General features: G+C 58.6%; 25 protein-coding genes. 13 read left to right on the forward strand and 12 right to left on the reverse strand.

Annotated features, from left to right (window positions below; translation table 11 throughout):
• Nucleotides 1-50 precede the first annotated feature (50 nt).
• Together HDF10_RS04695 and HDF10_RS04700 are read right to left on the reverse strand one after the other, a co-directional pair.
• Nucleotides 51-1,079 carry a sigma 54-interacting transcriptional regulator gene (locus tag HDF10_RS04695; RefSeq protein WP_183810896.1) on the reverse strand — a complete coding sequence of 343 codons (1,029 nt, stop codon included), beginning with the start codon at nt 1,077-1,079 and terminating at the stop codon, nt 51-53.
• 114 nt (nt 1,080-1,193) lie between these two features.
• Complete coding sequence (locus tag HDF10_RS04700; RefSeq protein WP_183810898.1) at nt 1,194-1,619, reverse strand: BrxA/BrxB family bacilliredoxin; 426 nt, start codon at nt 1,617-1,619, stop codon at nt 1,194-1,196.
• 248 nt (nt 1,620-1,867) lie between these two features.
• On the opposite strand from HDF10_RS04700, the gene HDF10_RS04705 reads away from it, so the two are divergent.
• A complete protein-coding gene (locus tag HDF10_RS04705; RefSeq protein ID WP_183810900.1) occupies nt 1,868-2,953 on the forward strand; it encodes a UDP-N-acetylmuramate dehydrogenase in 1,086 nt (361 codons plus the stop codon).
• 9 nt (nt 2,954-2,962) lie between these two features.
• Here HDF10_RS04705 and HDF10_RS04710 read toward each other — a convergent pair whose 3' ends face one another.
• The 3 genes from HDF10_RS04710 to modA form a co-directional block, all read right to left on the reverse strand.
• Nucleotides 2,963-3,718 (reverse strand): ATP-binding cassette domain-containing protein, encoded by a 756-nt coding sequence (locus HDF10_RS04710; RefSeq protein WP_311732665.1) that lies wholly within the window; start codon nt 3,716-3,718, stop codon nt 2,963-2,965.
• Nucleotides 3,719-3,779: 61 nt separating this feature from the next.
• Nucleotides 3,780-4,466, reverse strand: coding sequence for a molybdate ABC transporter permease subunit (gene modB / locus HDF10_RS04715; protein WP_183810908.1), 687 nt, complete (start codon nt 4,464-4,466; stop codon nt 3,780-3,782).
• Nucleotides 4,467-4,687: 221 nt separating this feature from the next.
• Nucleotides 4,688-5,410, reverse strand: coding sequence for a molybdate ABC transporter substrate-binding protein (gene modA / locus HDF10_RS04720; protein ID WP_183810910.1), 723 nt, complete (start codon nt 5,408-5,410; stop codon nt 4,688-4,690).
• 77 nt (nt 5,411-5,487) lie between these two features.
• Here modA and thrC point away from each other — a divergent pair, with 77 nt between their 5' ends.
• The 8 genes from thrC (at nt 5,488) to HDF10_RS04760 (ending at nt 13,485) form a co-directional block, all read left to right on the forward strand.
• Nucleotides 5,488-6,876, forward strand: coding sequence for a threonine synthase (thrC, locus tag HDF10_RS04725; protein ID WP_183810912.1), 1,389 nt, complete (start codon nt 5,488-5,490; stop codon nt 6,874-6,876).
• A complete protein-coding gene (gene thrB, locus HDF10_RS04730; protein WP_183810914.1) occupies nt 6,873-7,820 on the forward strand; it encodes a homoserine kinase in 948 nt (315 codons plus the stop codon). The genes thrC and thrB overlap by 4 nt, the downstream gene beginning before the upstream one ends.
• A gap of 297 nt (nt 7,821-8,117) precedes the next feature.
• Nucleotides 8,118-8,450, forward strand: a complete 333-nt coding sequence (trxA, locus tag HDF10_RS04735) for a thioredoxin (protein WP_183810916.1) — start codon at nt 8,118-8,120, stop codon at nt 8,448-8,450.
• A 117-nt stretch (nt 8,451-8,567) separates the two neighbouring features.
• Nucleotides 8,568-9,965 carry a hemolysin family protein gene (locus HDF10_RS04740; protein ID WP_183810919.1) on the forward strand — a complete coding sequence of 466 codons (1,398 nt, stop codon included), beginning with the start codon at nt 8,568-8,570 and terminating at the stop codon, nt 9,963-9,965.
• On the forward strand, nt 9,962-10,912 hold the full coding sequence (locus HDF10_RS04745) for an ABC transporter permease (RefSeq protein ID WP_311732666.1): 951 nt from the start codon (nt 9,962-9,964) through the stop codon (nt 10,910-10,912). The genes HDF10_RS04740 and HDF10_RS04745 overlap by 4 nt, the downstream gene beginning before the upstream one ends.
• 20 nt (nt 10,913-10,932) lie before the next feature.
• Nucleotides 10,933-11,607, forward strand: coding sequence for a hypothetical protein (locus tag HDF10_RS04750; protein WP_183810921.1), 675 nt, complete (start codon nt 10,933-10,935; stop codon nt 11,605-11,607).
• A 94-nt stretch (nt 11,608-11,701) separates the two neighbouring features.
• Nucleotides 11,702-12,775 (forward strand): aldo/keto reductase, encoded by a 1,074-nt coding sequence (locus tag HDF10_RS04755; RefSeq protein WP_183810923.1) that lies wholly within the window; start codon nt 11,702-11,704, stop codon nt 12,773-12,775.
• A gap of 65 nt (nt 12,776-12,840) precedes the next feature.
• Nucleotides 12,841-13,485 (forward strand): hypothetical protein, encoded by a 645-nt coding sequence (locus HDF10_RS04760; protein WP_183810925.1) that lies wholly within the window; start codon nt 12,841-12,843, stop codon nt 13,483-13,485.
• Nucleotides 13,486-13,503: 18 nt separating this feature from the next.
• Here the strand turns inward: HDF10_RS04760 and HDF10_RS04765 are convergent, their stop codons facing one another.
• The 5 genes from HDF10_RS04765 to HDF10_RS04785 all read right to left on the reverse strand — a co-directional run bounded on the left by HDF10_RS04765 (nt 13,504) and on the right by HDF10_RS04785 (nt 16,310).
• Entirely contained in the window at nt 13,504-13,962 is a 459-nt protein-coding gene (locus HDF10_RS04765) for a metallophosphoesterase family protein (RefSeq protein ID WP_183810926.1), read from the reverse strand.
• A gap of 70 nt (nt 13,963-14,032) precedes the next feature.
• Nucleotides 14,033-14,512, reverse strand: a complete 480-nt coding sequence (locus HDF10_RS04770) for a hypothetical protein (protein WP_183810928.1) — start codon at nt 14,510-14,512, stop codon at nt 14,033-14,035.
• Between the two features lie 236 nt (nt 14,513-14,748).
• Entirely contained in the window at nt 14,749-14,997 is a 249-nt protein-coding gene (locus HDF10_RS04775; RefSeq protein WP_183810930.1) for a hypothetical protein, read from the reverse strand.
• A gap of 40 nt (nt 14,998-15,037) precedes the next feature.
• Nucleotides 15,038-15,865, reverse strand: coding sequence for an ABC transporter permease (locus tag HDF10_RS04780; protein ID WP_183810932.1), 828 nt, complete (start codon nt 15,863-15,865; stop codon nt 15,038-15,040).
• Between the two features lie 109 nt (nt 15,866-15,974).
• Nucleotides 15,975-16,310: an STAS domain-containing protein gene (locus HDF10_RS04785; protein ID WP_183810934.1), complete on the reverse strand. Its 336-nt coding sequence runs from the start codon at nt 16,308-16,310 to the stop codon at nt 15,975-15,977.
• Nucleotides 16,311-16,533: 223 nt separating this feature from the next.
• Here HDF10_RS04785 and HDF10_RS04790 point away from each other — a divergent pair, with 223 nt between their 5' ends.
• Nucleotides 16,534-18,384 carry a mechanosensitive ion channel family protein gene (locus tag HDF10_RS04790; RefSeq protein ID WP_183810936.1) on the forward strand — a complete coding sequence of 617 codons (1,851 nt, stop codon included), beginning with the start codon at nt 16,534-16,536 and terminating at the stop codon, nt 18,382-18,384.
• Here HDF10_RS04790 and HDF10_RS04795 read toward each other — a convergent pair whose 3' ends face one another.
• The gene (locus tag HDF10_RS04795) at nt 18,385-19,236 is read right to left on the reverse strand and encodes a transporter substrate-binding domain-containing protein (RefSeq protein WP_183810938.1); all 852 of its coding nucleotides are present in this window, start codon (nt 19,234-19,236) and stop codon (nt 18,385-18,387) included. It lies immediately after the preceding gene.
• A gap of 117 nt (nt 19,237-19,353) precedes the next feature.
• Nucleotides 19,354-19,896 (reverse strand): DUF3011 domain-containing protein, encoded by a 543-nt coding sequence (locus HDF10_RS04800; RefSeq protein WP_183810940.1) that lies wholly within the window; start codon nt 19,894-19,896, stop codon nt 19,354-19,356.
• A 353-nt stretch (nt 19,897-20,249) separates the two neighbouring features.
• On the opposite strand from HDF10_RS04800, the gene HDF10_RS04805 reads away from it, so the two are divergent.
• The 3 genes from HDF10_RS04805 (at nt 20,250) to HDF10_RS04815 (ending at nt 22,935) form a co-directional block, all read left to right on the forward strand.
• Nucleotides 20,250-21,254: an NAD-dependent epimerase/dehydratase family protein gene (locus HDF10_RS04805; protein WP_183810942.1), complete on the forward strand. Its 1,005-nt coding sequence runs from the start codon at nt 20,250-20,252 to the stop codon at nt 21,252-21,254.
• 163 nt (nt 21,255-21,417) lie between these two features.
• Nucleotides 21,418-21,984: a DinB family protein gene (locus tag HDF10_RS04810; RefSeq protein WP_183810944.1), complete on the forward strand. Its 567-nt coding sequence runs from the start codon at nt 21,418-21,420 to the stop codon at nt 21,982-21,984.
• 192 nt (nt 21,985-22,176) lie between these two features.
• On the forward strand, nt 22,177-22,935 hold the full coding sequence (locus HDF10_RS04815) for a WecB/TagA/CpsF family glycosyltransferase (protein WP_183810946.1): 759 nt from the start codon (nt 22,177-22,179) through the stop codon (nt 22,933-22,935).
• The last annotated feature ends 144 nt before the right edge of the window (nt 22,936-23,079 follow it).

Genomic DNA, 23,079 nt, shown 5'->3' on the forward strand with positions numbered 1-23,079 from the left:
CCTCGATCTTCAGACCTTGACCTTCAGTCTATCGTGGCGAGGGTGAGGCTCTATTGCAAGATTGTCGAAGCGGAGGCGTCCAGCATCCGATAGAGCGTTGAGCGGCTGATTCCCAGCATCTCCGCCGCGCGTACCTTGTTGCCTCCGCAGCCCTTCAACACGCGCAGCACATGCTGCTCGATCACATCCTGGAGCCGTGCGCTCGTTGCCGTCCCATCTGGTATGGATGCTGGCGTACTCTCTTCGGCGAGTATCGGCAGATGATGCGATTCGAGCATATCCCCCTCAACTTGCGACAGGCTGCTTCGCACAACGCCTTTCAGCTCGCTTACATTTCCCGGCCAGCTGTAGCTCAGCATTCGCTCCATTGCTTCGTCAGAGACCGCTGGTGCTTTTCTCTCGTAGAGCTGTGCGAGTTGGGAGATGAAAAAGTTTGTCAGATCCGGAATGTCTTCTCTGCGGTCCCGCAGTGGCGGCAGGGTAATCTCCACCATGGCAAACCGCTGATAGAGCTCCGGTTGAAATCTGCCGGCGGAGGCTAAGATCTTCAGATTTTCGCTGGTTGCGGCGATCATTCGCAGGTTGGGCCGCATATCGTGCTGCAAGTTGGGCCTGCTGGCGTCGAGGTGATTCTGCGTCGAGTCGTGCCGGCGTAACAGACGTAGCAGACGAAGCTGGGTCTGGAGCGGCATCTCGTGGATTCCATCGAGAAAGAGGGTCCCTCGCTGCGCCATTCTGGTCAGACAACCGATTGCATCTGTGGGGTGCGGGCTCCAGTCGTTCTCCTTCAGATTTCCGGTGATTGCCTGTTCAAGAGCGGCGCCATGACAGACCACGAACGGGCCGTCGGCGGCGTGGCTCATTCCGTGGAGCGCACGAGCCACCTGTTCCTTTCCGGTCCCGGCCTCACCATGTACGAGCACGGTTCGGAAGTGCGGGCCGATCCGCCGCACCTGCAACCGCAGCCGGCGCATCTCCGCGCTTGAGCCCACTATCTCGAGACCATTCCCCTCGGGCCAGGGCTCTTCGACAGGCGCAGGAGAAGGATCAAGGAAAGTGGTAGATCGTGTGATCGACATGGCTGCTTCTTACATCGGCAGAATCCGCCTTCCGTTCAGCCCGAGGACACGAAAAACCGGAGACCGCTTTATACAGCAGCGAGTCTCCGGCTTTGGATTTCAACAACTTCCCGATTAGGCGGTGGTTGGGGTGCAGTAGGTGTCAAAGGCGCGCTGAAGCTCCTGCGCAATCGCCGGGGCGGTGGAGGTCTCGATCGCCGAACGCTGCATGAGGTAGACGAGCTGGCCGTCGCGCAGGATCGCAATTGCCGGCGAGGTTGGCGGATGTCCCCCGAAGTAGCTGCGTGCCTTCTCGGTGGCTTCGCGGTCCTGGCCTGCGAAGACCGTTACGGAGTGATCAGGCTTCGCGGTGTGCTGCATCGCCAGACGAACTCCTGGACGCATCTTGCCGGCTGCACAGCCGCAGATGGAGTTGACCACCACCATCGTTGTTCCGGGCTTTGCAACTGCGGCATCCACTTCGGCCGCACTGCGGGCCTCCGTCAAGCCAGCGCGCGTCAGCTCCTCGCGCATCGGAATCACCATAATCTCTGGATACATAACACTCTCCCTTTAACCCATTTTGCTCGCGGGTAAAAGCCGCGCTGTTTCGATTCTACGTTCTACTTGCGACCCTTGCACCCCTCACCCCCGACAAAAGTACGCAAAGTATTCGAAATAAAAGGGATAGGTCTGGACTTCGAGTAGACCTTTTTAGCGGGGAAGGCACCAGAGCCAAACGCATTACTTTTTCTATGGACCTGGTGTGTCAAGTTTCAGTGGCCGGATGATGTTGTACTCTCTAACCCGTGCCCTCTCGCGACCTTTGCATTCAGGAGAACGTTGCGCTCGCTCCCTATACGACCTTCCGCATCGGCGGTCCGGCTCGTTTTTTCTGCGAAGTTACCTCGATGGAGCAGCTACTTGAAGCTGTCACTTTCGCGCGAGAACGGAGTCTCCCACTATTTGTGCTCGGTGGCGGCAGCAATCTTCTGGTGACCGATCGAGGCTTTGATGGGCTGGTCCTCCGCGTCAAGATCGAGGGACCGATCACTATCGGAGGCGGCTACCGAGACGATAGGCCCAAGCAGGCGAGCATTACCTATGACGTCCCCGGCGGAATGGACTGGGACGCCTTCGTTCGTCGAGTCGCCGAGGCTGGTGTTACGGGTATCGAGTGTCTTGCAGGTATCCCGGGGTTCGTCGGTGGTGCGCCCATTCAGAACATCGGCGCCTATGGCCAAGAGGTCTCCACCAGCATTCTTTGGGTTCGTGCACTCGATCTTGAAACCCTCAAGTTTGTCACGCTGACAGCCGAACACTGCGGTTTCGCCTATCGCCGCAGCATCTTCAACACCACCCACCGCAACCGGTACATCATGATCTCAGTCACCTTCCGGCTAGACCTCGATGCGACACCCACTCTCCGTTACGCAGACTTGCAGGAGTACTTTGCGGGTCGTGGCTCTGCTCCTAAACCTATCGATATTTATCATGCCGTTCGTGAGATTCGACATGGCAAGGGCATGTTGATCGTCGAAGGCGAAGCTGACTGCCGCAGTGCGGGATCGTTCTTCAAAAATCCCATCGTTCCGGAGTCTCTTCTGCGTGAGGTCGCGACGACGCTGGATCTTTCCGTCGATAAGATTCCCCACTGGACCGCTGGAGAAGACCTTATCAAATTGCCTGCGGCGTGGCTGCTCGAACGCGCTGGCTTCTCCAAGGGCTTTCAACTCGGCGAGGCCGGCATCTCGTCCCGCCACACCCTGGCGCTGATCAATCGCGGCCACGCCACTTTTGCCGATATCGCGGCGTTGCGCGATACCATTCAGGGTGAAGTTTACCGCCGCTTCAACATCCAGCTTGAACAGGAGCCGGTCGAGTTGGGGTCCTAAGGTTGGGTCCTAAGATGGTCCCACCCGCAGCTGGCTCATCAGCCGCAGGCGTTCTTCTCCCAGCACATCGACGACTGGGCCTTGCTGCACGATCTTTCCCTCCGCGATCCTGATTACCTCGGCTCCAAGTTGAAACGCTTCTCCGACGTCGTGGGTTACGGAGAGTACGGGCGTCTTCCATCGCATGAGGCACTCTCGTAAGCCGTCGACAAGTTGATCACGCATCGCGTAGTCGAGTCCCGAGAACGGTTCGTCGAGCAGCAACAATGCGGCTCCGTCGCCTTGTCCGGCGCCCTGACAGGTGATCGCAGAGACGACCGCACGCGCCACCGACACCCGCTGCCTTTCGCCTCCGCTGAGCTGGTGGGGTCTTCGATCGGTTAGTTGCTGTATGCGAAACAGGCTCATGATCTCATCGACGATCTTGATCTCGTCGACTGTCGTGCCGGCGTTCTCGGGCCTCGCACTCCGCCCTACGCCGTAGATCACGTTCGAGTGCACGGTCATGTTTGGAAATAGCCGGGCTGTCTGCGCTGTGGTCCTCACCGGGCGAAGGTGCGGGGGAACGAATACACCTGAGGCTCGATCGACCAACACGCTTTCTCCTCGCACGATCGAACCCGAGTCGGGGCGCACAAAGCCGGCGATGGCCCTGAGCACGGTCGTCTTGCCACTGCCGGATGGCCCAAACAGGACCGTCCAGGGTTTGGTCAACGCGAAGCTGGCATCGAGCGAGATGGCTCCTACTTGATGTTTGATACTCACTGTGAGCAGCTGCTCTGGAGATCTCCGCGACAGGCTATCGGGCTTATTGGAGGAGGCCAGCCTATCGGACAATGTCAGCCTGCCTTCCGTCGGTCTTGCGCATTGAGGGGAGAAGATAGATTGTCAGTAGCGCCATTGTCGCGAAACCGATCAGCACGAGCGCCGTGCGGTTGGCAGCCGCATAGTTTCCGTCCTGCACGAGGTCGTAAAGCGAGATGGACAAGGTCCGCGTGGCTCCGGGGATGTTGCCGCCGAGCATGAGCACCACGCCGAACTCGCCTACGGTGTGCGTGAACGTCAGGACTGCGCTGGTGAGCAGGGATGCGCGCGCCATGGGAAGCACTACTGTCGCGAACACCTTTGCGGGGTTTGCACCCAGCCCCGCCGCGGCTTCTATGAATCCTCGGTCGACCGCCTGAAAGCCGGCTACCAGCGGCTGTACGGCAAACGGCAGGCTGTAGAGTATCGACCCTACCAGGAGGCCGCCAAAGCTGAACGCCAAGGGATGCCCGAAGACTCGCATAAGGAGCCTTCCCGGTGCGGTGAGTGGCCCCATGGCGATTAACAGGTAGAATCCGAGCACGGTTGGGGGGAGTACCAAGGGCAGAGCTACTATCGACTGTACGAAGGCGCGTCCTGCGCCATGTCCTGCGGCGATCCACCATGCCAGCGGGAGTGCGATCACCAGCAGAATCGCTGTTGTGCCCACCGCCAGCCTCAATGTTAACCAGAGCGCTTCAAAATCCATACAGCGTCAGTCTATGACAAGCTGTCCTGCCGGACGGGCCCACTGCGCGTGGGGCGGGCGTTCGCACGCCTTTTTAGAGCTTCGCGTGGTTCTCCCGATGGTCGGAGGAAAGATTGTGCCGACCAGCGGGAGGACCGATGCAGCCAATCCTGCCAAGACCGGTATACGCGTCACGAAGTGACCGCCCTCCGCGCAGGAGGCCCGTCCGGCAGGACAGCTTCTTACTGCACTGGACGCAGACCCACCTGCGGAAGGTCTCCCTGAATCGCCGGAGAGAGGAGCCAGTTGAAAAAGATATGCGCCTCTGCTTTGTGCTCGGACTTAGCCATGATTACCGCGCACTGACGTATCTCCGGGTACTGCGAGGTGGGCACCAGAATGTAGGTTCCAATCTCTTTGAAGTGTTGGGTGCTCGCTGCCGTCAGAGAGATCAACCCCAGCTGGGCGTTGCCGGACTCCACAAACTGCGCCGTCTGCGAGATATTCTCCCCCACGACCAAGTGCGGAGCGACCTGGTCGTAGAGCTTCATCCTGCGGAGTGCCGCGGCTGCCGCCCGGCCGTAGGGTGCGTGCAGCTCATTCGCGATGGCGATCGTCTTCACGCGCGGATCAGACAGCGTGTCCAGGGTGAGCGGCAGCAGGCCGGAGTCCTTCCGGGTCCACAACACGAGCGTGCCTTTTGCGTAGGGGGTTGGCTGGGCACCATCGGCCAGTCCAGCCATCACAATCTTCTCCGGAAATACATAGTCGGCGGCCAGGAAGATATCAAACGGGGCGCCGTTCAGGATCTGCGTGACTAGGGTGGAGGACGATCCGAAGCTGACGAGCAGCTTGATTCCGGTTTCATGCTCATATCTTTGCGCCAGCGCCGGCATTACGGGCTGAAGGTCTGCCGCGGCAGCTACCCGTAGCTCCTTCTGCCCCCAGGCACTTTGACCGTTCAAGGTTAAGCCCAGACACAGACCCAGGCACACCAGAGCCGCAGACGCAGCGCGGCCTTTACGATAGGCTAGAAGCAACCATGAAAGTAGCAACACATCACCTTAGATGCACCGAATGCGCGACCGTCATCGGCAAGGATGAGGTTAGCAGCAACTTTCGCTGCCCGCTGTGCAACGGTCTCTATGAGGTGGTGTACCCGTGGACCAACGCTGCCGCGGGTCCCGACAGTCGGCTTCCTAATCCCAGCGCCCTCCGCTGGCTGTGGCAGGAGCGCCGGTCGTCAACGATGGCGGTGGACCAGTCCGGCGTCTGGCGCTTCCGCGATCTGCTGCCTATCGTCGACGACCTGGAGAAGGTAGTTACGCTTCGCGAGGGAAATACTCCTTTCTATGATTTGCCTCGCTGTGCGAAGGCTGCGGGGATCGACTGGCTGCTGGCCAAGCACCAGGGCATGAATCCTACGGGGTCGTTCAAGGACACGGGTATGACGGCTGCACTGTCGGTCGCTGCGCAGAGCGGCTTCGAGTGGGTGGCCTGCGCCTCGACCGGCAATACCTCCGCCGCTATGGCTGCCTACGCCGCGCGGGCGGGCCTGCGCAGCATCGTCTTCATCCCCGAGGGCAAGATTGCGTGGGGCAAGCTCTCGCAGTCGATGGACTACGGCGCTCTTACGATCCAGCTCAAGACGGACTTCGACGGCTGCGTCAAGATTCTTGGCGAACTCGTGAAGCAGTTTCCGATCTACCTGCTCAACTCTGTCAACCCATACCGGCTTGAAGGGCAGAAGACGCCCGCCTTCGAGCTGGTCGAACAGATGGAGTGGCAGGTTCCCGAGCACGTCATCGTCCCGGGTGGGAACCTCGCCAACTCCTCCGCTCTGGCCAAGGGCTTTGCCGAGATGCGTGAGCTTGGCCTGATACAGCGCACCCCGAAGATCAGCATCATTCAGGCCGAGGGGGCCAACCCCCTTTATCGCAGCCTGCAGGAGAATGGCGGAGAGCGGCTGACTCCGGTCGTGGCTAATACGCGCGCCACCGCGATTCGGATCGGCAATCCGGCTTCGTGGCGGAAGGCGGTCAATGCCCTGAAGACCACCGGCGGCTGGTGCGAGCAGGTTACCGAACAGGAGATCGCTCTGGCCAAGGCTGAGATTGGTGCCGAGGGCGTGGGCTGCGAGCCTGCCTCGGCGGTCACTCTTGCCGGGCTCAAAAAGCTAGTAGCGCAGGGCAAGATTTCCACAGAGGAGCGGGTTGTCCTCATCCTTACTGGGCATACCCTCAAAGACTCTGCTTACACCATCGACTATCACCGTAACGAATTGTTCTCAGGCGCTGAAAACGCTGAGCTTAGTGTTGACGAACGATCTCGGCATGCGGCCTTGAGAAAACCTCCGATCGTCCTTGAAGCGGACGCCAGTTTGGTTCTGCGCACCCTCGAATCCCACATGAATCAGCCTCAGCCAGCATGAGTGAAAACGCCGCAAAGGGCTCAGGCAAACCCTATCGCCTGCGTCTGCCCGCTACTTCGGCTAATCTGGGTCCTGGGTTTGACGCGCTTGGCCTGGCCATGGCGCTTTATCTAACCATCGACGCCCGAGTCGCCGACGCCTTCCACATCGAGGCTACCGGCCGCGACGCCGACCAATGCGCCAGGCTCGAAGACAATCTCATCCTGACGACTTATGTCGACGTTCTGGCGGTCGCCGGGGTTCTGGCTCCACGGCTTCACCTTCAGATCCACAACGAGATTCCTCTCGGAATGGGTTGCGGTTCGAGTGCCTCGGCACTGCTGGCCGGCGTCTTCCTGGCGAATCACTTCGGCAACCTGGGCTGGGGAGGTCAGCAGATCCTCGAAGATGCCTGTCTCCGCGAGGGCCATCCAGATAATGTGGCCGCTTGTTATCTTGGCGGGATGACGACTTCTTCGATAAGTGAAAAATCATTATTAACAGCTACTTGTGGAGAAAATATAACCTGGGGGTTGAATCTTGCACTGCCCTCCGTCAGTTTTGCCACGGAAAAGGCCCGCGCCCTGCTTCCCGCTACTTACTCTCGGGAAGATGTGGTCGCCAATATTCAGTCAACGGCCCTGCTGGTGGCTGCGTTTGCCCAGGGTCGCGGAGATCTTCTCCGAATAGCCATGCAGGATCGCATCCATCAGCCATACCGCATGAAGGCCTGCCCGCTGCTTCCACTGCTGCTGCCCGTGGCGGACGATCCGGCGATCCTGACTCCGGCGATCCTGAGTCAGAAGATCCTGGGCGTCGCTCTCAGTGGCGCGGGTCCGTCTGTTCTGATCATCACCCAGGATGCCAAGCCTTCGGGCCTCCCAGCGATCATTCGCCAAGCCGCTGGCGATCCGTCGCTTGAAGTCCTACAAACGACGATCTCTACGGGAGTACTTGAAGGCTGACAGCCATCCCTCTCTCGTGGAAGGGATTAGGACGACACGGGTAACATTTCAGTAACGACGATTTTGTTACCTAAGAGTTCTTTACGAAACGCCGAAAGCCTCGTACTTTAGCCGAGTGGGCAGTTCTGGGGAGGGCTGCTACGCCGCCCGTTGACCTCTTTACAGAGGTCCGGGCGTTTACTCTTTAAGTGGTATTTCGCTCGCTGAAACTCCCGGTTCAAAATTGCATCTACTATAGAGAAGACTGCGCTGCACCGGATGGGTGTAAAAAGTGCAGAGCATTCTGGAGGAAGATAAATGGCAGGACAGTTCGTCACCGAAGTAAATGATGCAAGCTTTGAAAAAGATGTTCTTCAGTCGACAGAGCCAGTTCTCGTCGATTTTTGGGCCGCATGGTGCGGACCCTGTCGCGCTCTCGCGCCGGTTGTCGATGAGGTTGCCACGCATTATCAGGGCAAGCTCAAGGTTATGAAGATGGACGTCGATTCCAATACTGCAACCCCGATGCGCTATGGTATCCGCGGAATTCCCGCCCTGCTCATCTTCAAGGATGGCAAGGTCGCCGAGCAGATTGTTGGCTTCGTTCCCAAGGACACCATCGACAAGTCCGTGAATAAGGTTCTGGCGTAAATTTCAAGCAACGCCAAGGTACGGCCCGTTGAGTTCAACTCGCGGGCCGTTTCGTTTGCGCGCAGGGTTGCGTCAGCTTTCCGCCTTCGAAATCCGCCCTGATAGACTCAAGCCTTAATGCTCGAGTGGATGCTCTTCCGCATAATCATGGTGGCCTTTTTCATTCTGGCCAGCAGCTTCTTCGTGGCTGCGGAGTTCGCCTTGGTCAGCGTCCGCGAGACTCGCATCCAGCAGCTGATCGCGCTGGGGCGTCCCGGCGCACGTACGGTCCTCAAGCTCAAACACTCGATCGATGAGTTTCTTCCTGCGGTCCAGCTTGGCGTTACGGTCGCCGGCCTGGCTCTGGGGTGGATCGGCGAACCGGCCGTCGCCGAGATCATCCTCAATCTCCTGGGTGGCCCCCTGCACCGGCTGCCCGCTCACGCGGTTCTGTATGCCCATACTGCGGCGGTCATTTTCGCCTTTTCGCTGATCACCTATTTTGAGGTCTTGCTCGGCGAACTTGTTCCGAAGTCGCTCGCCTTGCAGCGTACTGAGCGCATTGCCCTGGCCGTAGCCGGGCCCATGGACGTCTTTATCCGGCTCACCCGGCCCATCGTGAAGCTGATGAACTCCTCCGCGGCGCTCGTGCTCAGGCTCTTTCGCGCCCCTCTGCGCGGCGAAGGGGCGGTGCACTCGCCCGAAGAGCTGAAGCTTATTGCCACGGCAACGCGCCGCATGGGTCTGCTTCCCGTCTTTCAGGAGGAGATTATCCATCGCGCCATTGAACTGAACCACGTCACCGTTCGCGAGATCATGACTCCTCGCGGCAGCATCTTCTCCCTCTCCGCGGACCTGCCGCTGCAGCAGGCCTCAGCCCGCATCGTTGAAGAGCAGCACTCGCGCGTCCCGGTTTATGATCCCGCCAGCGGCCCTGAGCACATCATCGGCATCGTCTACTCGAAGGACATCTCGCGCCTGATGCACTTCCGCACCGTCGCTCTCTCGCTCGGCGGCAAAGGCGAGTCCGGCCTCACTCTTCGCCAGGTGATGCGCGAGCTGACTGTTGTTCCGGAGACTAAACTTGCCATCGAACTTCTGCAGGAGTTTCAGGAACGCCGCCGCCACATTGCCATCGTCGTTGACGAGTTTGGCTCGACTGTCGGCCTGGTCACGGCTGAAGACGTTCTGGAGCAGATCGTCGGCGAACTGGAAGACGAGTTCGACGTCAGCAAATCGCCTCTGCTGAGCACCACTGGAGCCATGGTGCTTGACGGCAGCACCACCCTCCGCGATCTTGGGAACCAACTCCACTGGACGTTCCCGCGCGAGCCCGGCGTTGAAACCCTTGCCGGCTTCCTGCTCGCGAACCTGGGCCACATTCCGACCGCCGGCGAGAGCGTCGAACACGGAGGCCGCCGCTACGAAGTTGCCGAGATGGCGGGCCGTCGTATCAGCCGCGTCATCGTTGAGGACGTAGCTCCGCCGCTGAACCGGATCGAAGACGAAGCTGACAGCAGGGAAGCCATTCAGTGAATCGCGCGGCCATCTGGCGACCACTCCGCCGTATCCTCCTCACCCTGCCGGTGCTGTGGGTGGTGGTTTCGGTGGTCTTCCTCCTCATTCACTTGGTCCCGGGTGATCCGATCGTCCAGATGCTCGGCGAAGGCGCCACCGCTTCCGACATCGAGGCGCTCCGCCACTCCTATGGTCTCGACGCCCCACTTGGCCAGCAGTACGCCCACTACTGGCACGGTATCCTCCATGCAGACCTTGGCCAATCCCTGCGGCTGCACGACTCCGTCGTCCACCTCGTTCTACAGCGCTATCCGTATACCCTGGCTCTCACCGCGGCTGCGTTGCTGATTGGGATAGCGCTCTCGATCCCCGCCGGCATTGCCTCGGCTCTTCATCGCAGCCGCTGGCAGGATCGCGTTCTTGGCGTCGCCTCACTCGTCGGTCTCTCCTTTCCGAACTTCGCCCTGGGTCCAATCCTTATCCTTGTCTTCTCCATTCAGTTTGGCTGGCTGCCGGTTTCGGGAGCGGGCACGGGGGACGCCGCCAGCTTCGTCCTCCACCTCATCCTGCCCGCTATCACGCTCGGTCTCTCGCTGGCCGCGATCCTCACTCGGATGGTCCGTACGGCTATGCTGGAAGAGCTGAACCAGGACTACATCCGCACGGCCCGCGCCAAGGGTCTTACCCAGAACGCTGTCGTCTACCGCCATGCTCTACGCAACGCTCTGATCCCGGTTTTGACGGTTATTGGCTTGCAGTTCGGTAGTCTTCTTGCGGGTGCCATCGTAACCGAAACAATCTTCAGTTGGCCCGGGATCGGCCGGCTCACCCTGTCGGCCATCTCCAACCGCGATTATGCTCTTGTTCAAGGGTGCATTCTCGCGGTCGGGCTAACTTATGTTGTAGTGAATCTCCTCACCGATATCGCCTACACTGTAGCCAATCCGCGCATGCGCACCGAGTAACCGCGCCCAGAGAAGGAAGCATGAAAACCAGCCCCCTCGTTCGCTGCACCACTGCTGTTCTGATCATCGCCGCTACAGCCATCGCCTCGGCGGCGCAGAGCAAATCTTCCGGGTCGGAGCCTGTTCCGCCTATGCTTCGTCCGAAGCCTCCTGCGGTCGAGCCCACCATGCCTCCCGCGCATCCCTTTCACGATGCGCGCTACGGAGTTACGTTCATCGTTCCGGCGGCCTGGGAGCTTAACCGCAAAGACTCTGAGGTCAGCACGTTCAATCTCGATGCCCGGTCCGTCGCTCACACTACCCAGTTGCGCGCCGTTGCCAGCATCAGCTTCAATCCGCACCCCAACTCGACCTTCAGCGGAGCCTTCTTTTATTTCAGCGTCACACCGCACCTTAGCTCCGCGGAGTGCAGCGCGCAGGCCACCGTGCGCGATCCTCATACCGTCTCCAGCGCACAGATCGGGGGCCTACCATTCACCCATGGCTACGACGAGCACGGCGGAATCTGCACCGAATCCCGCGACGAGATCTATACGACCGCGCGCAACAACGCGTGCTATCGCTTCGACGCCGTCATCAACACCTTCTGCGGCGGGGATGTCAGCGGGGTGCAGGACATCTCGCCACGGGAGTTAGATGCTGTGCGCCATCGCATGCAGAAGATTCTTGACTCCGTCCACTTCGACACCAACTAACGAACTCGTCAAAGGTGTGAAACGAGCCGGGGCGACGCCGTTCCGTGGAAGGGGCTAAACTGTCCATGACAAGGCTCGACATGAGGACTCCGCGATGAAGAAGAATCTGCCCACTACTCCTGACCGCCGTACCTTTCTCAAGACCGGAGGCGTTGCCGCCGCAGCCCTTCTCACCAAGGGCGCCATCGCCGCCGAAACCGCGCGTACTCTGCCACAGCTTCCAGCCAATGCGAATACTCGTACGGCGATGCCCACTCGCAATCTCGGCAAGACCGGCTACAAGGTAGGCATCTTCTCGCTTGGCGGGCAGGCTGCCCTGGAGAAGCACGACAACTTTGACGTCGCAGTCCCCATCATCGAGCGCGCCCTCGATCTCGGCGTCAACTACATCGATACCTCCTCCATCTACGGTGGTCCCGAGCGCTGGAGCGAGCAGTATGTCGGCCGCGTTATGAAGACCCGGCGCAATGAAGCCTTCCTTGCCACCAAGACCAAGGAGCGTACCCGCGACGGCTCCTTGCGGATGATCGAGAGGTCGCTCCAGCTCCTCAACACCGATCACGTCGATCTCTGGCAGCTTCATGACATCGGCCTTCCCGAGGACGTCGACGCGATCTTCGCCAAGGGTGGTGCGATGGAAGCGCTGCTCGAGATGCAAGACCAGAAGGTCGTTCGCTACCTCGGCGTCACCGGCCACTACCGCCCTGAAGCGCTCATTGATGCGGTCAATCGCCACAACTTCGACACCATCCTGATGGCTATGAACGCCGCCGACGCTCACATCCACAGCTTCACCGACAAGCTTCTTCCGCTGGTGGTCGAGAAGCAGATGGGCATCATCGGCATGAAGGTTCCCTCGCGTGGCCGTCTTCTTGCTTCGTGGACGCCGCCCTCGCTTGATGCGCAGCGCCACTCGTGGGAGGGCTCTGCCATTGCCCACCGCCCCGGGGTGATGACCATGAAGGATGCAATGAACTTCACGCTCTCGCACCCGGTCAGCACCGTCATTATCGGCTGCGACAACATCCCTCAGCTGGAGGAGAACGTAAAGATCGCCCAGGACTTTACGCCGCTGTCGAACTCCCAGATGGCCGCGCTCAACGAGCTAGCCGCTCCCGTCGCCGAACAGTCCCTCTTCTTCCGTTTCACCGACCGGAGCAAGGGCTGAGGGGTCCTTAAGACGCTCGTGAAATTTGGTCGTTGAATGTGTCGCATCTACGCTAAGCTGCAGTAGTGAAGATCCCGCGCGCCTCTTTCAGTTATCTTCTTCCTCTTTTTTCTCTTGGGCTTTGGATAGTGCTTGTAGCTGTTCCCGTAACCCTCATCTACTTGAGCCTTCAGCAGGAGGCACATGGTTCCAATGTGGTTCGGATGCAGTTTGGCGAGTTCACGCAAGTAATTTCTCGCTCGCATTTTCTGACCTTTGCATTGAAAATGGGCACCTTATCCAAAAAGGCTCATCTGATCGAAGCGGTCAATCTGCCCGCGTTTGCCGTTGACTTGCTAATTTCGAGACTTTCCGGCCATTGGCCAATGGGCTGGACGCCAAGTGGGTTTATGCCAGAGCAGTGGAACGCGCTGTCATTCCCATTCTATTGTCTGCCGTTCTGGTGGTTCGTAGGTACTGGCTTTGATGCTGTGTTCAGTCACAAACGTCTCCGCTGGCCGAGCATGCTTGTAGGAACTCTACTTTGTGGTTTCTGTCTCTTCTTATTGTTCGGCTTGCGATTTGCTATCTCTGTAGAGGAGAGGGAAGGAATGACTTACCCGTTCTGGGGCTTCGGCTTTTGGGTGGCTTTGTTTGCTATATTCCCAGTTGCTTGGTTTAGACAACGGAAGATATTCCGTCTAATGCGTGGTGCAAACGCTGCCTCGTAAAAGCGCAAAACAATTTCCTCACCCAACCGCCAGCTCCGTCACACTGGCCTCAACGCCATCCTCCACGGTCACAAACCCTACCGTTAGCGGAAGCGAAAATCTTCGCGGCCCTGCGCTTCCGGGATTGAAGTAGATCACCCCATCCTTTGCTTCAACCTTTGCTTTATGCGAGTGGCCGCTTACCACCATCACCACGCCGGCGGCCTTTGGGTTGATGTCCAGATCGTTCACTGAGTGGACCAGATAAAACAACTGCCCGCCTAGCTCCACCACATCGGTAGCAGGCAGCTCCGCGCAGGCTCCCGCTACGTCGACGTTCCCGCGAATCGCCGTCACCGGAGCGATCTCGCGCAAGGCATCTAGAATCGCGATATCCCCCACATCTCCGGCGTGCAGGATATGCTCGACGCCGCGCAATGCGGCCAGAGCCTCTGGCCGCATCAACCCGTGCGTATCGGAGATCACTCCAATCAACATAGTGACTAAAATTCGTTTTGCCTTTGCTCGTTTTTAATCCGTAAATTCCCGTGCAGATCTGCGGTCGGTCTTATGCCAGCTTCAAACTCTGTAGTGAGGCATACTCCCGGCTCAACTTCGGATCGTGACTTCGATCAGGATCGATCCGCAGCTCGAGCGTAGTGATCCCGCTCAGGTTCTCTGAGTAGTCCTCAATCTCTTCGGTCGAGCCATTCGGACTGAATGTCCACTGCTGGCGCACGATTTCTTTCAGCTCGGTGCCCATGCCCGCAAACAAGGCAAACTCCTGCGACCGCTCAGACGTCTTATCCACAAAGTGCAGTTGAAGCCGCTTGATCGTTAGCGGCTCGTCAAAGTGCAGGCGGATCAACTGCGGTCCGGTCGTCGCAGCTCTCCAACCCGTCGTAGCCTTTCTGCCCAACGCATGTTCAATTGGAAACTTCTCATCCTCGGAGCTGATCTCGACCCGCGCAATCCGCTCCAGGTCGCGCCATAGATCGCTGATGGGAGTTGCTGTTGCCGTCGACGGTGAAACGATACTCTTACGCATTGGTATTGCCTTTCCGTTCCAAGGCCAAGCATATCCGATATCGATCCCGGTCGCACGGGTACAGCCGGCACTCATCCGCGTTCAAACAAGAAGCTCCTCACGTTCGGTTGCAGCAGGAAAAAGCTGAATCCCCCTGCAACCAACACTCCGCTCCCGCCTCTCAGCCAATCCCCTGTGGATACCAACATAAACAAATCTCCGAGACTGCTGACAAAGAAGATGCTCAAAGCCGTCCATCATGCCCATCTCCGTCTTCGAAGAAGCCCAATACCTGCCGATGCAGTGACGCATCCCAGCACCGCAAGGAAAGCACCCGACACCGTGCCCAGTGCAGTGAAAGCCGAATAGGCCCTTTCGTTTAACTGCCAGAGAGCGTCGAGACCAGTACCAGGAAACAGCAGCGTCACTCCGGTTACAAGCGCAATGGTGGTCGCGGCCAGCAGAGATATCGCAACTACGGTGACAGCTGCCGGCCTCGTGACCATCCACTGCTCCAGGAAGGACCGTTACAACAACGCGATGAACCTACAACCCTGCACTCATCCGCGTCCGAGGGTCGAGATAGTCCCGCAGGGCATCGCCGATGAAGTTGAACGAGAGCACGCAGAGCATCACCGCCATGGCCGGAAAGAATACCAGGTGCGGCGAGTCGAAGAGGTGCGACCGCGCATCGTTCAGCATCGATCCCCAGCTTGCTGCCGGTGGCGGAACACCCAACCCTAGAAAGCTCAGCGTAGCCTCGGCCAGTACGGCCCCCGCCATCCCGATCGCAGCTTGCACGATCAGTGGCTGCAGGATGTTGGGCAGAATATGCCGTGTCATGATGCGAAGATCCGTAGCGCCAAGGGCACGCGCTGCCTCGACAAACTCGCGCTCCTTCACGGCCATGACCTGTGCCCGCACCAGTCGCGCGTATCCCACCCAACCGGAGATCGCCAGCGCCAGAATCACATTGCCCAACCCCGGCCCCATGAACGCTACAAACGCAATCGCCAGCAGAATCCCGGGCAACGCCAGAAATGCGTTGGTCACGTAGATGTTCACGACGGTGTCCGTCCACCCGCCATAGAACCCAGCCAGTCCGCCCGCCACTAGCCCCACCGCCAGCGAGAGCCCCACTACGCTTACGGCTACTACCAACGAGATTCTCGCTCCAAACAAGGTCCGCGAGAGGATGTCCCGGCCCAGTTCGTCTGTGCCAAACCAATGCGTCCACGACGGACCCATCAGTCGTCCTGTCAGATCCAACTGGGCTGGATCCCACGGCGCCAGCCAGGGAGCAAAGACGGCGCACGCCACAAAGACGATCAGCAGCGCGAGCCCAATTGCCGCCAGCGGCTGTCTCCTGATCATTTGCACGAGCGGTCGTCTGGTAGGTCCGGGAGCAATGCCGGCGTTTGCAACAGAAGTCTGCACGACCTAAATCCTACATGCTGACTGGCCTGGCTCCCACGACTGCAACCTAAGTGGCGAACAGCTTTGTAAGACTCGTAAGCTTCACCAGCTCCTGGATGCGTGGCGACAGATTCTGCAGCTTCAAGGTGCAATACCCTTCGTTGATCGCCGAGACCTTCAACCCTACGAGCGTTCCCAACCCCAGGCTATCCAGAAACGTCACGTCCTCGAGGTCGATCACGATCGTGCCGCCTTGGGGTATCAACGGCTTCACGATATCTTTTACCTCACCAGCCGTCTGGTTAATCAAACGGCCATGGCACCGGACTGTCGTAACCTTGACTCCGTTTTCGGTCGAATTCTCTACTTCACAATGAAACGGAACCTCTGGTCGATTGGTCACATTAACTCCCCGGGTATGGATTATCCTGAAATCTACTCCTCCTTCCATTCGACTTTCGTTAAATTCCGGTTACGACCTGGGCCGGACAGCCTCGTCTTTTTGGCTGAAGACGCAGGTCATAACTCTGGCATTTGCAACAGATGTCCTCCTGCCATAGATTCCACATCCGCAATAGCCCTAACGGGGTTTTGGAGCTAACTGAAGGAGCATGTAGGGTTAAAGAATGAAGGAACTCCGTCGTCTCGCCATAGCAGTTCCCGCCGCCCTCCTCCTCCTCTGCCTCGCGGCAGCGTGGTGGACCCGTGGCGCCATGGTTCACATGCCTTTCCTCAAAGCCAACGGCAGTTCTGCGGGCGGGCAAAATCTGGTCGACCAGCGTCCGTGGCAGACTATCGAGTCGCTCGCTCCCCTCGCCGTCTCCTCCGAAGAGCAATCCTTCGCGCACGAGGCGGCCCGGCTGGCTGACCACGAGGTTGATCAGGCCTTTGCTCTCGCCCTTCGCCAAGCTGCCTTCCAGACTCGCACGCTCACCGGTGATGCACTTGTGCTCCAGGAAAAAGTTGCCCAGGTCCAGTCGCTCGTCAAAGAAGACCTGGGCAAGGTGGAGGGTCTTACCGCCTCTCTCAAACAGCCCAACGGCACGACTGCCGACTCCGATGACCTCGATGTAGCCAAGGCTCAGCTCCAGTTGGATAACGATGAACTCGCCGATCTTACGGAACAGCTTGCCAGGGTAAGCGGCGACCAGCGCGGCCAGATTCAGCAGGAGCTCACCGCTCGTGAAGCGGCGATGAAGAAGTACGACGCGGCCCAGGGAAATACCGGCGGTCAGATCGCCGTTCTCTCCGCGCGTCGTTATGGCACGCTCTACGGTCGCGTCGCCGCCTGGTTCGATCAGCGCAGCCGCATGAATCTCATTCGCCAGGCCAAAGCCGAGACCGATGCCGGCATCTCCACGCTCACCGCAAGGCATGCAGAGTTCGAAAAGAAAGCCTCAGCGGCCGCAGCCAGCATCAATGCATCCAATGTCAGTGCATCGAGCGCCCAACCCAACATCGCCGCCCCGCAGGACGCTGTAAAGAGCCGTGTAGCCCGTATGGCCCAGGCTCATGCCCTCTCGCAGATGCATAGCATCGTGGAGGATCAGCTCCAGACCCAGCAGCAGCTCTCGGCGGTCTACGGCAAATGGCTCGCGCAGGTAGAGCTTCAGCACTCCATCGTCACCCACCTTGCTCTGCAGTCACTCTCTGTTATCGCCTTCTTCATCCTCTGCGGAGTTCTGCTCGCCACTCTGGCCGGTAAGCTTATCGACCGCTCGCGCATGGAGCAGCGCCGCCTCCATACACTCCGCACCATCATCGGCCTCGGCATCCAACTCGTCACACTCCTCTTGGTCTTGCTCGTTATCTTCGGCGCACCCAGCCAGGTCCCCACCATCCTCGGTCTTGGGGCCGCAGGTCTCACGGTCGTCTTTCAGGACTTCATTCTCGCCTTCTTCGGCTGGTTCATCCTTATGGGCAAAAATGGCATCCGGGTCGGGGACTGGGTCGAGATAAACGGTGTAGGCGGCGAGGTCGTCGAGATCGGCCTCTTCCGCACCGCACTGCTCGAAACCGGCAACTGGACCGACAAGGGCCATCCCACTGGACGCCGCGTCACCTTCATCAACAACTTTGCCATCTCGGGACAATACTTCAACTTCTCGACCACCGGGCAATGGATGTGGGACGAGATCACCGTCAACATTCCACCCGGCGTCGACTCCTACAAGACCATCGAAGCCATTCACAATACCGTACTGAAGCAAACCGAACGCGACGCCAAGCTCGCCGAACAGGAGTGGCAGACCGCCACGCGTCAGAACGGCCTTAGCCAGTTCAAGGCCACACCCTCGGTCGATATGCGCCCCGCGGCCTCCGGCGTGGATATCGTCGTTCGCTATGTTATTCGCGCTGGGGACCGCTTCGATGTGCGCAACCGCCTCTATCAGTCCGTCATCGATCTGCTGCACAAGCCGGCGAACACAGCACCCGCTCCATCGACTACTGATCACCAGGAGCTGACGAAGGCTTGATCACAGACTGCTTGCCCAGTCCGTCGACTTGAACCAGTACTTCCGCCGCGTCTCGATCCATTGATCCGCATTTCGCGCGGCGATCCAGGAGTTGAGGTAGTTGACGAAGTCCATATCTCCGCGCCGCATGGCGAAGGCTGCGGGAAACGTTCCCAGCGGGGCCACAGACGGCACCGTTACGGCATCAGGATAGAGCTTCGCCAGGATATCCAACCGCGGACTGTCCGCAACCGCCGCAGCAAGCTTGCCTGCGACCAGATCGCTGAACAGCGCGCTGTCCTCCGTGTAGGTCTGAATCGAAGCCTTCGGAAACGCCAATGCTGCCAGATCCTCCGACGTCATCCCCTCCACCACTCCAATGGTGACGCCCTTTTTGTTGAAGGCTTCCATCGTCTTCAAATCGCTGCCCATCTTTTTGCTGGTAGCAATGGTCACGTCGGTCACATTGTAAGGCTGGCTGAAGTTCACCACCAGTGCTCGCCGCGCCTCAATCGAAAAACCAGCAACTATAATGTCGAAACGATTCGCTTCGAGATCCGGAATCAAATAACGAAACTCATCCGGATGAAACTCCACCTGCACTCCCATGTCGCGTGCGAGCTTTTTTGCCACATCGATCTCGAATCCCACCAGGTTGCCGTCTTTATCGTGCATCGCCCACGGAACAATCTCTGAGATGCCCACGCGGAGCTTGCCGCTCTTCTTGATCTCGGCCAGCATATCGACCGTACTGCGTGTGGGAACCTCAATCTCTTTGGACGTGGAGGGGATAGCAGGCGGAGCAGGGGATGCTGGTGTCTCCTGTGCCTGCGCCACCAACGCGCATGACAGTAGCACGAGCAAACCAGCCATCCGTTGCATCGATGCGAAAACTGCCGAGCTCTTCATTGCGTCAAGTCCTCCGTCCTTGCAATGGGTCGAAATTTACCGCCGCCCTGATTGCAGCGCTTGTGCTCGTAAAACCTGGCTCTATCGCGGCGGCCGCCGACCGTTGTTGTTGTAGCCATCCGTGTATCCAGCGGCGAAGTCCCTCTCATACTTCATCGGGTAGCGTTCGCTCCACCACTGGTAAAAGTCCCGCCGTCCGTTATCAGCGTCCTGTCGTCCCATGCGATATCCGTCGTTGTAGTAGTTCGTCCGCTCACGGTCCCCACCGTTATCGTTGTCCTTGGCTGCAGCGACCGCCGCTCCAAGAATCAGCGCACCGAGAATCCCACCCGCAATCGCGGCGCCGGCATTATCCTCGCCACGCGAGCGCCCACGGCCATAGACGAACTGCGCTCGACATCCGCGGTCCACCCAGATGCCGCGCGGATCATAACCCCAGCTGTAGCCTAGATCGCATCGTGAACCCGAGATCTGCCGTGTCAGCTGAACCTGGTTTTGCGTGTCGGCGCGGCAGTACCGGTATCCCCCATCGTCGCTCGAACAGGTAAGCCCCCCGGTCTGGGCCATCGTTAGGACAGAAGTGGAAACAATGAGGAGAGCGGCGACTGCATGAGAGACCCCCATCGGGTGTTCCTCCGAGAAGTGCGTAAACATCGTGTCAAATGCGAGACGATGCTACATCAGATTCGAGTCATCTCTGCAAACTCTTTTCGGAGAAATCGAAACACGAGACAAAAATAAGAAGCGCGTAACGACTTAGCCCAACTGTGCGTAGATAAAGGTCGCATCTCCCAACCGAAACTTCGAAAAAGTCAATCCCTCCCATTAGGATTTATTTCTCATGGCAACCCGCTACCCCTCCCAGCTATACTTGGCACTTGGAAGCAAAGCGGAAAATGCGCTGCCAGAGTGTTCCGCCGGATAACCTGAACTACTTCAATAGCTTCTAACTTATGACCCAAGGAGTCTCTCCCTCTATGAAGCTCAAAGGACAGAAAGCAGTCGTCTGTGGTGCCGGTGGATTTATCGGCGGCCACCTCGTTCAAAGCCTGATCGCCAATGGCGTCGACGTTGTACGCGCGGTCGACATCAAGCCGCTCGATGAGTGGTATCAGGTATCCAAAGGCGTCGAAAGTCTCTCTCTCGACCTCAAAGACAAGGACAGCTGCCTTACGGCTGCAGCCGGCACCAACGTTGTTTTCCAGCTTGCCGCCGACATGGGCGGGATGGGCTTCATCGAAAACAACAAAGCCCTCTGCATGCTCTCGGTCCTCACCAACACTCACATGCTGATAGCCGCACGCGAAAAGGGAGTTGAGCGCTTCTTCTACTCCTCCTCCGCCTGCGTATACAACGGTGAAAAGCAGACCAACCCCGACGTCGTCGCGCTCAAGGAAGAGGACGCGTATCCTGCGCTGCCCGAAGACGGCTATGGCTGGGAGAAGCTCTTCTCCGAGCGCATGTGCCGCCACTTCGAAGAAGACTATGGTTTGCAGACTCGCGTTGCCCGTTACCACAACGTCTACGGCCCGCTAGGCACCTGGACTGGCGGCCGCGAAAAGGCTCCCGCTGCAGTTTGCCGCAAGGTTATCGAGGCCAAGCACTCGGGCAAACACGAGATCGAGATCTGGGGCGATGGCAAGCAGACTCGCTCCTTCATGTACATCGACGACTGCACCAAGGGCACGCAGATGATCGCTGAGAGCGAGATTCACGAGCCTCTCAACCTCGGCTCCGACGAGCTCGTCACCATCAACCAACTCGTCGATATCGCTGAAGACATTGCCGGCATCAAGCTCAAGCGCAACTACAATCTCAGCGCTCCCAAAGGCGTCAACGGCCGCAACAGCGACAACACTCTCATCCAGGAAAAGATGAACTGGGCGCCGTCTATCAAGCTTCGCGACGGCCTCGCCAAGACCTACGCCTGGATCGAAGATGAAATTCTGTCCAGTAAACCCCTAGCAGCCGCCACACGGTAGTTGAGTCTACAGCAAAAAACCAGCGGCCCCTCGCGCAGGCAACTCTGCTCCAGGGGCCGCTTTACTTCCAGCATCGCCCTTGCGCGAATCACACACTGGGCAACTCCTTGTATTCTTGGCTAAGATGGTGGACTACAGTGACAGAACTGCTGGAGGTTCGTAAATGAAGAAGACTCTAATAGCGCTATTTCTCGCCCTGATCGTCAGCCCACTTCAGGCGCATGCACAGGATGACGCGAAGAAACTCACGCCGAAACCGCCGGCAAATCCCTCACAGGTATTGTTGGAGGCCTGGAACGACATCGGGCGAAAGTTAGCCGCGATGGCAGAAGATTTTCCTGAAGACAAATATGATTTCAAGCCCGTTCCTGTCGAGCGAAGTTTTGCGGAGCAGCTGCTGCACGCAGCGAACGCGAACTACTTTTTCATCAACCCACTCGTCGGGAAGAAGGTACCTGAGGGTGATCCGAAACGGGATCAGTACAAAAGCAAGGCTGAAGTGGTTGCCTTCGTGAAGAAATCCTTCGCAGACGGCGCTGCGCTCATAAAGCAAAAGGGCGATTCGGGTATGAGCGATCTGATGTTGGACCCCTTCTCCAAGGATCAACAAGTTCGTATGTCGGATCAGGCGTGGGGTTTCATCGAACACTCGGGCGAACACTACGGCCAGCTCGTGGTCTACTACCGCGTGGCCGGCCTGATCCCTCCAGAATCACGCCCCAAAAAGTAACCAACCTCCTGCCAACTGGGAAGTGATAAGCTCTGTATTCCTCAGTGAGAGACCGTGCAGGTCCAACGGGTATGTTTTTTGTGACTCCATCCGAGAGTGTCAGATGAGACATCCTCGTGGTCGCCCACCCGCGCATACGCCACACGGAGAACACCCGTCTTCGAATAAGATAAGAACCAAACACACCCCTTCATGTCGGCAACTTCCCAAACCCATCGCATCCTCGGCATCGACTTCTTCGACGGCTCCGCAAAAGAAGCCATCGACATCATGCGCACCAAAGGCGGACTCCTCGTCGTCCCCGCAGCTCCGGCGCTCAAGGACCTCGATCGCAGCCCTGACTATCGCGACGCCCTGCTTAATGCCGACCTCGCTATCACCGACTCCGCTTTCATGGTACTTATCTGGAACCGCCTGCAACCCATCCCCATCAGGCGCCTCTCCGGCCTCGAGTATCTTCGCGAGCTTCTCCTGGAATCCGATGTTCGCAAACCCGGTAACGCTCTCTGGATCATGGCGAGCCCGGTCAGCGCCAAACGCAATCTCGACTGGCTTGCGGGGCAGGGAATCGTCATTCCTGAAGACAACGTCTACATGGCCCCGATGTATGGGAACGCTCTCATCGACGATCCTGCTCTGCTCGAACGACTCAACCGTCTTCGGCCAGAGCACGTCATTGTTACGATTGGCGGTGGAACCCAGGAGCGTCTGGGTCTCTATCTCAAACGCAACCTGGCCTATCGGCCCGCTATCCACTGCATTGGCGCAGCCATCGCGTTCCTCAGCGGCGACCAGGTCCACATCCCCGTCTGGGCCGACAAGTTCTATCTGGGCTGGCTGTTTCGCTCACTGGCTGAACCGAAGCGGTATATTCCGCGTTACTGGGACGCGCGCAAGCTCTTAGCTATCATGCTCCGGAACCGCAGCCGCCTCCCCCCCCTTAAGGTTTAAAGGGTCTGTTGCATTATTTTAGGACGTGTATGGTGATGCAAGAGTGCGGAGTTGAGGTCGACGCCTCGACGATCTTCCGGTGGGTGCAGCCGCGACGCACCTGAGTTCGAAAAGCGTATCCGCTGCCCAGTTAATGCAACAGAG

The organism is Tunturiibacter empetritectus (assembly GCF_014201375.1).
GTDB classification, from domain to species: Bacteria; Acidobacteriota; Terriglobia; order Terriglobales; family Acidobacteriaceae; genus Edaphobacter; species Edaphobacter lichenicola_D.

Bases quoted from the DNA above. Each gene is read 5' to 3' on its own strand.
- HDF10_RS04695 (WP_183810896.1), bottom strand. From the start codon at position 1,079: ATGTCGATCACACGATCTACCACTTTCCTTGATCCTTCTCCTGCGCCT.
- HDF10_RS04700 (WP_183810898.1), bottom strand. From the start codon at position 1,619: ATGTATCCAGAGATTATGGTGATTCCGATGCGCGAGGAGCTGACGCGC.
- modB (WP_183810908.1), bottom strand. From the start codon at position 4,466: ATGGATTTTGAAGCGCTCTGGTTAACATTGAGGCTGGCGGTGGGCACA.
- thrC (WP_183810912.1), top strand. From the start codon at position 5,488: ATGAAAGTAGCAACACATCACCTTAGATGCACCGAATGCGCGACCGTC.
- thrB (WP_183810914.1), top strand. From the start codon at position 6,873: ATGAGTGAAAACGCCGCAAAGGGCTCAGGCAAACCCTATCGCCTGCGT.
- trxA (WP_183810916.1), top strand. From the start codon at position 8,118: ATGGCAGGACAGTTCGTCACCGAAGTAAATGATGCAAGCTTTGAAAAA.
- HDF10_RS04740 (WP_183810919.1), top strand. From the start codon at position 8,568: ATGCTCGAGTGGATGCTCTTCCGCATAATCATGGTGGCCTTTTTCATT.
- HDF10_RS04750 (WP_183810921.1), top strand. From the start codon at position 10,933: ATGAAAACCAGCCCCCTCGTTCGCTGCACCACTGCTGTTCTGATCATC.
- HDF10_RS04755 (WP_183810923.1), top strand. From the start codon at position 11,702: ATGAAGAAGAATCTGCCCACTACTCCTGACCGCCGTACCTTTCTCAAG.
- HDF10_RS04765 (WP_183810926.1), bottom strand. From the start codon at position 13,962: ATGTTGATTGGAGTGATCTCCGATACGCACGGGTTGATGCGGCCAGAG.
- HDF10_RS04770 (WP_183810928.1), bottom strand. From the start codon at position 14,512: ATGCGTAAGAGTATCGTTTCACCGTCGACGGCAACAGCAACTCCCATC.
- HDF10_RS04775 (WP_183810930.1), bottom strand. From the start codon at position 14,997: ATGGTCACGAGGCCGGCAGCTGTCACCGTAGTTGCGATATCTCTGCTG.
- HDF10_RS04780 (WP_183810932.1), bottom strand. From the start codon at position 15,865: ATGATCAGGAGACAGCCGCTGGCGGCAATTGGGCTCGCGCTGCTGATC.
- HDF10_RS04790 (WP_183810936.1), top strand. From the start codon at position 16,534: ATGAAGGAACTCCGTCGTCTCGCCATAGCAGTTCCCGCCGCCCTCCTC.
- HDF10_RS04795 (WP_183810938.1), bottom strand. From the start codon at position 19,236: ATGGCTGGTTTGCTCGTGCTACTGTCATGCGCGTTGGTGGCGCAGGCA.
- HDF10_RS04800 (WP_183810940.1), bottom strand. From the start codon at position 19,896: ATGGGGGTCTCTCATGCAGTCGCCGCTCTCCTCATTGTTTCCACTTCT.
- HDF10_RS04805 (WP_183810942.1), top strand. From the start codon at position 20,250: ATGAAGCTCAAAGGACAGAAAGCAGTCGTCTGTGGTGCCGGTGGATTT.
- HDF10_RS04810 (WP_183810944.1), top strand. From the start codon at position 21,418: ATGAAGAAGACTCTAATAGCGCTATTTCTCGCCCTGATCGTCAGCCCA.
- HDF10_RS04815 (WP_183810946.1), top strand. From the start codon at position 22,177: ATGTCGGCAACTTCCCAAACCCATCGCATCCTCGGCATCGACTTCTTC.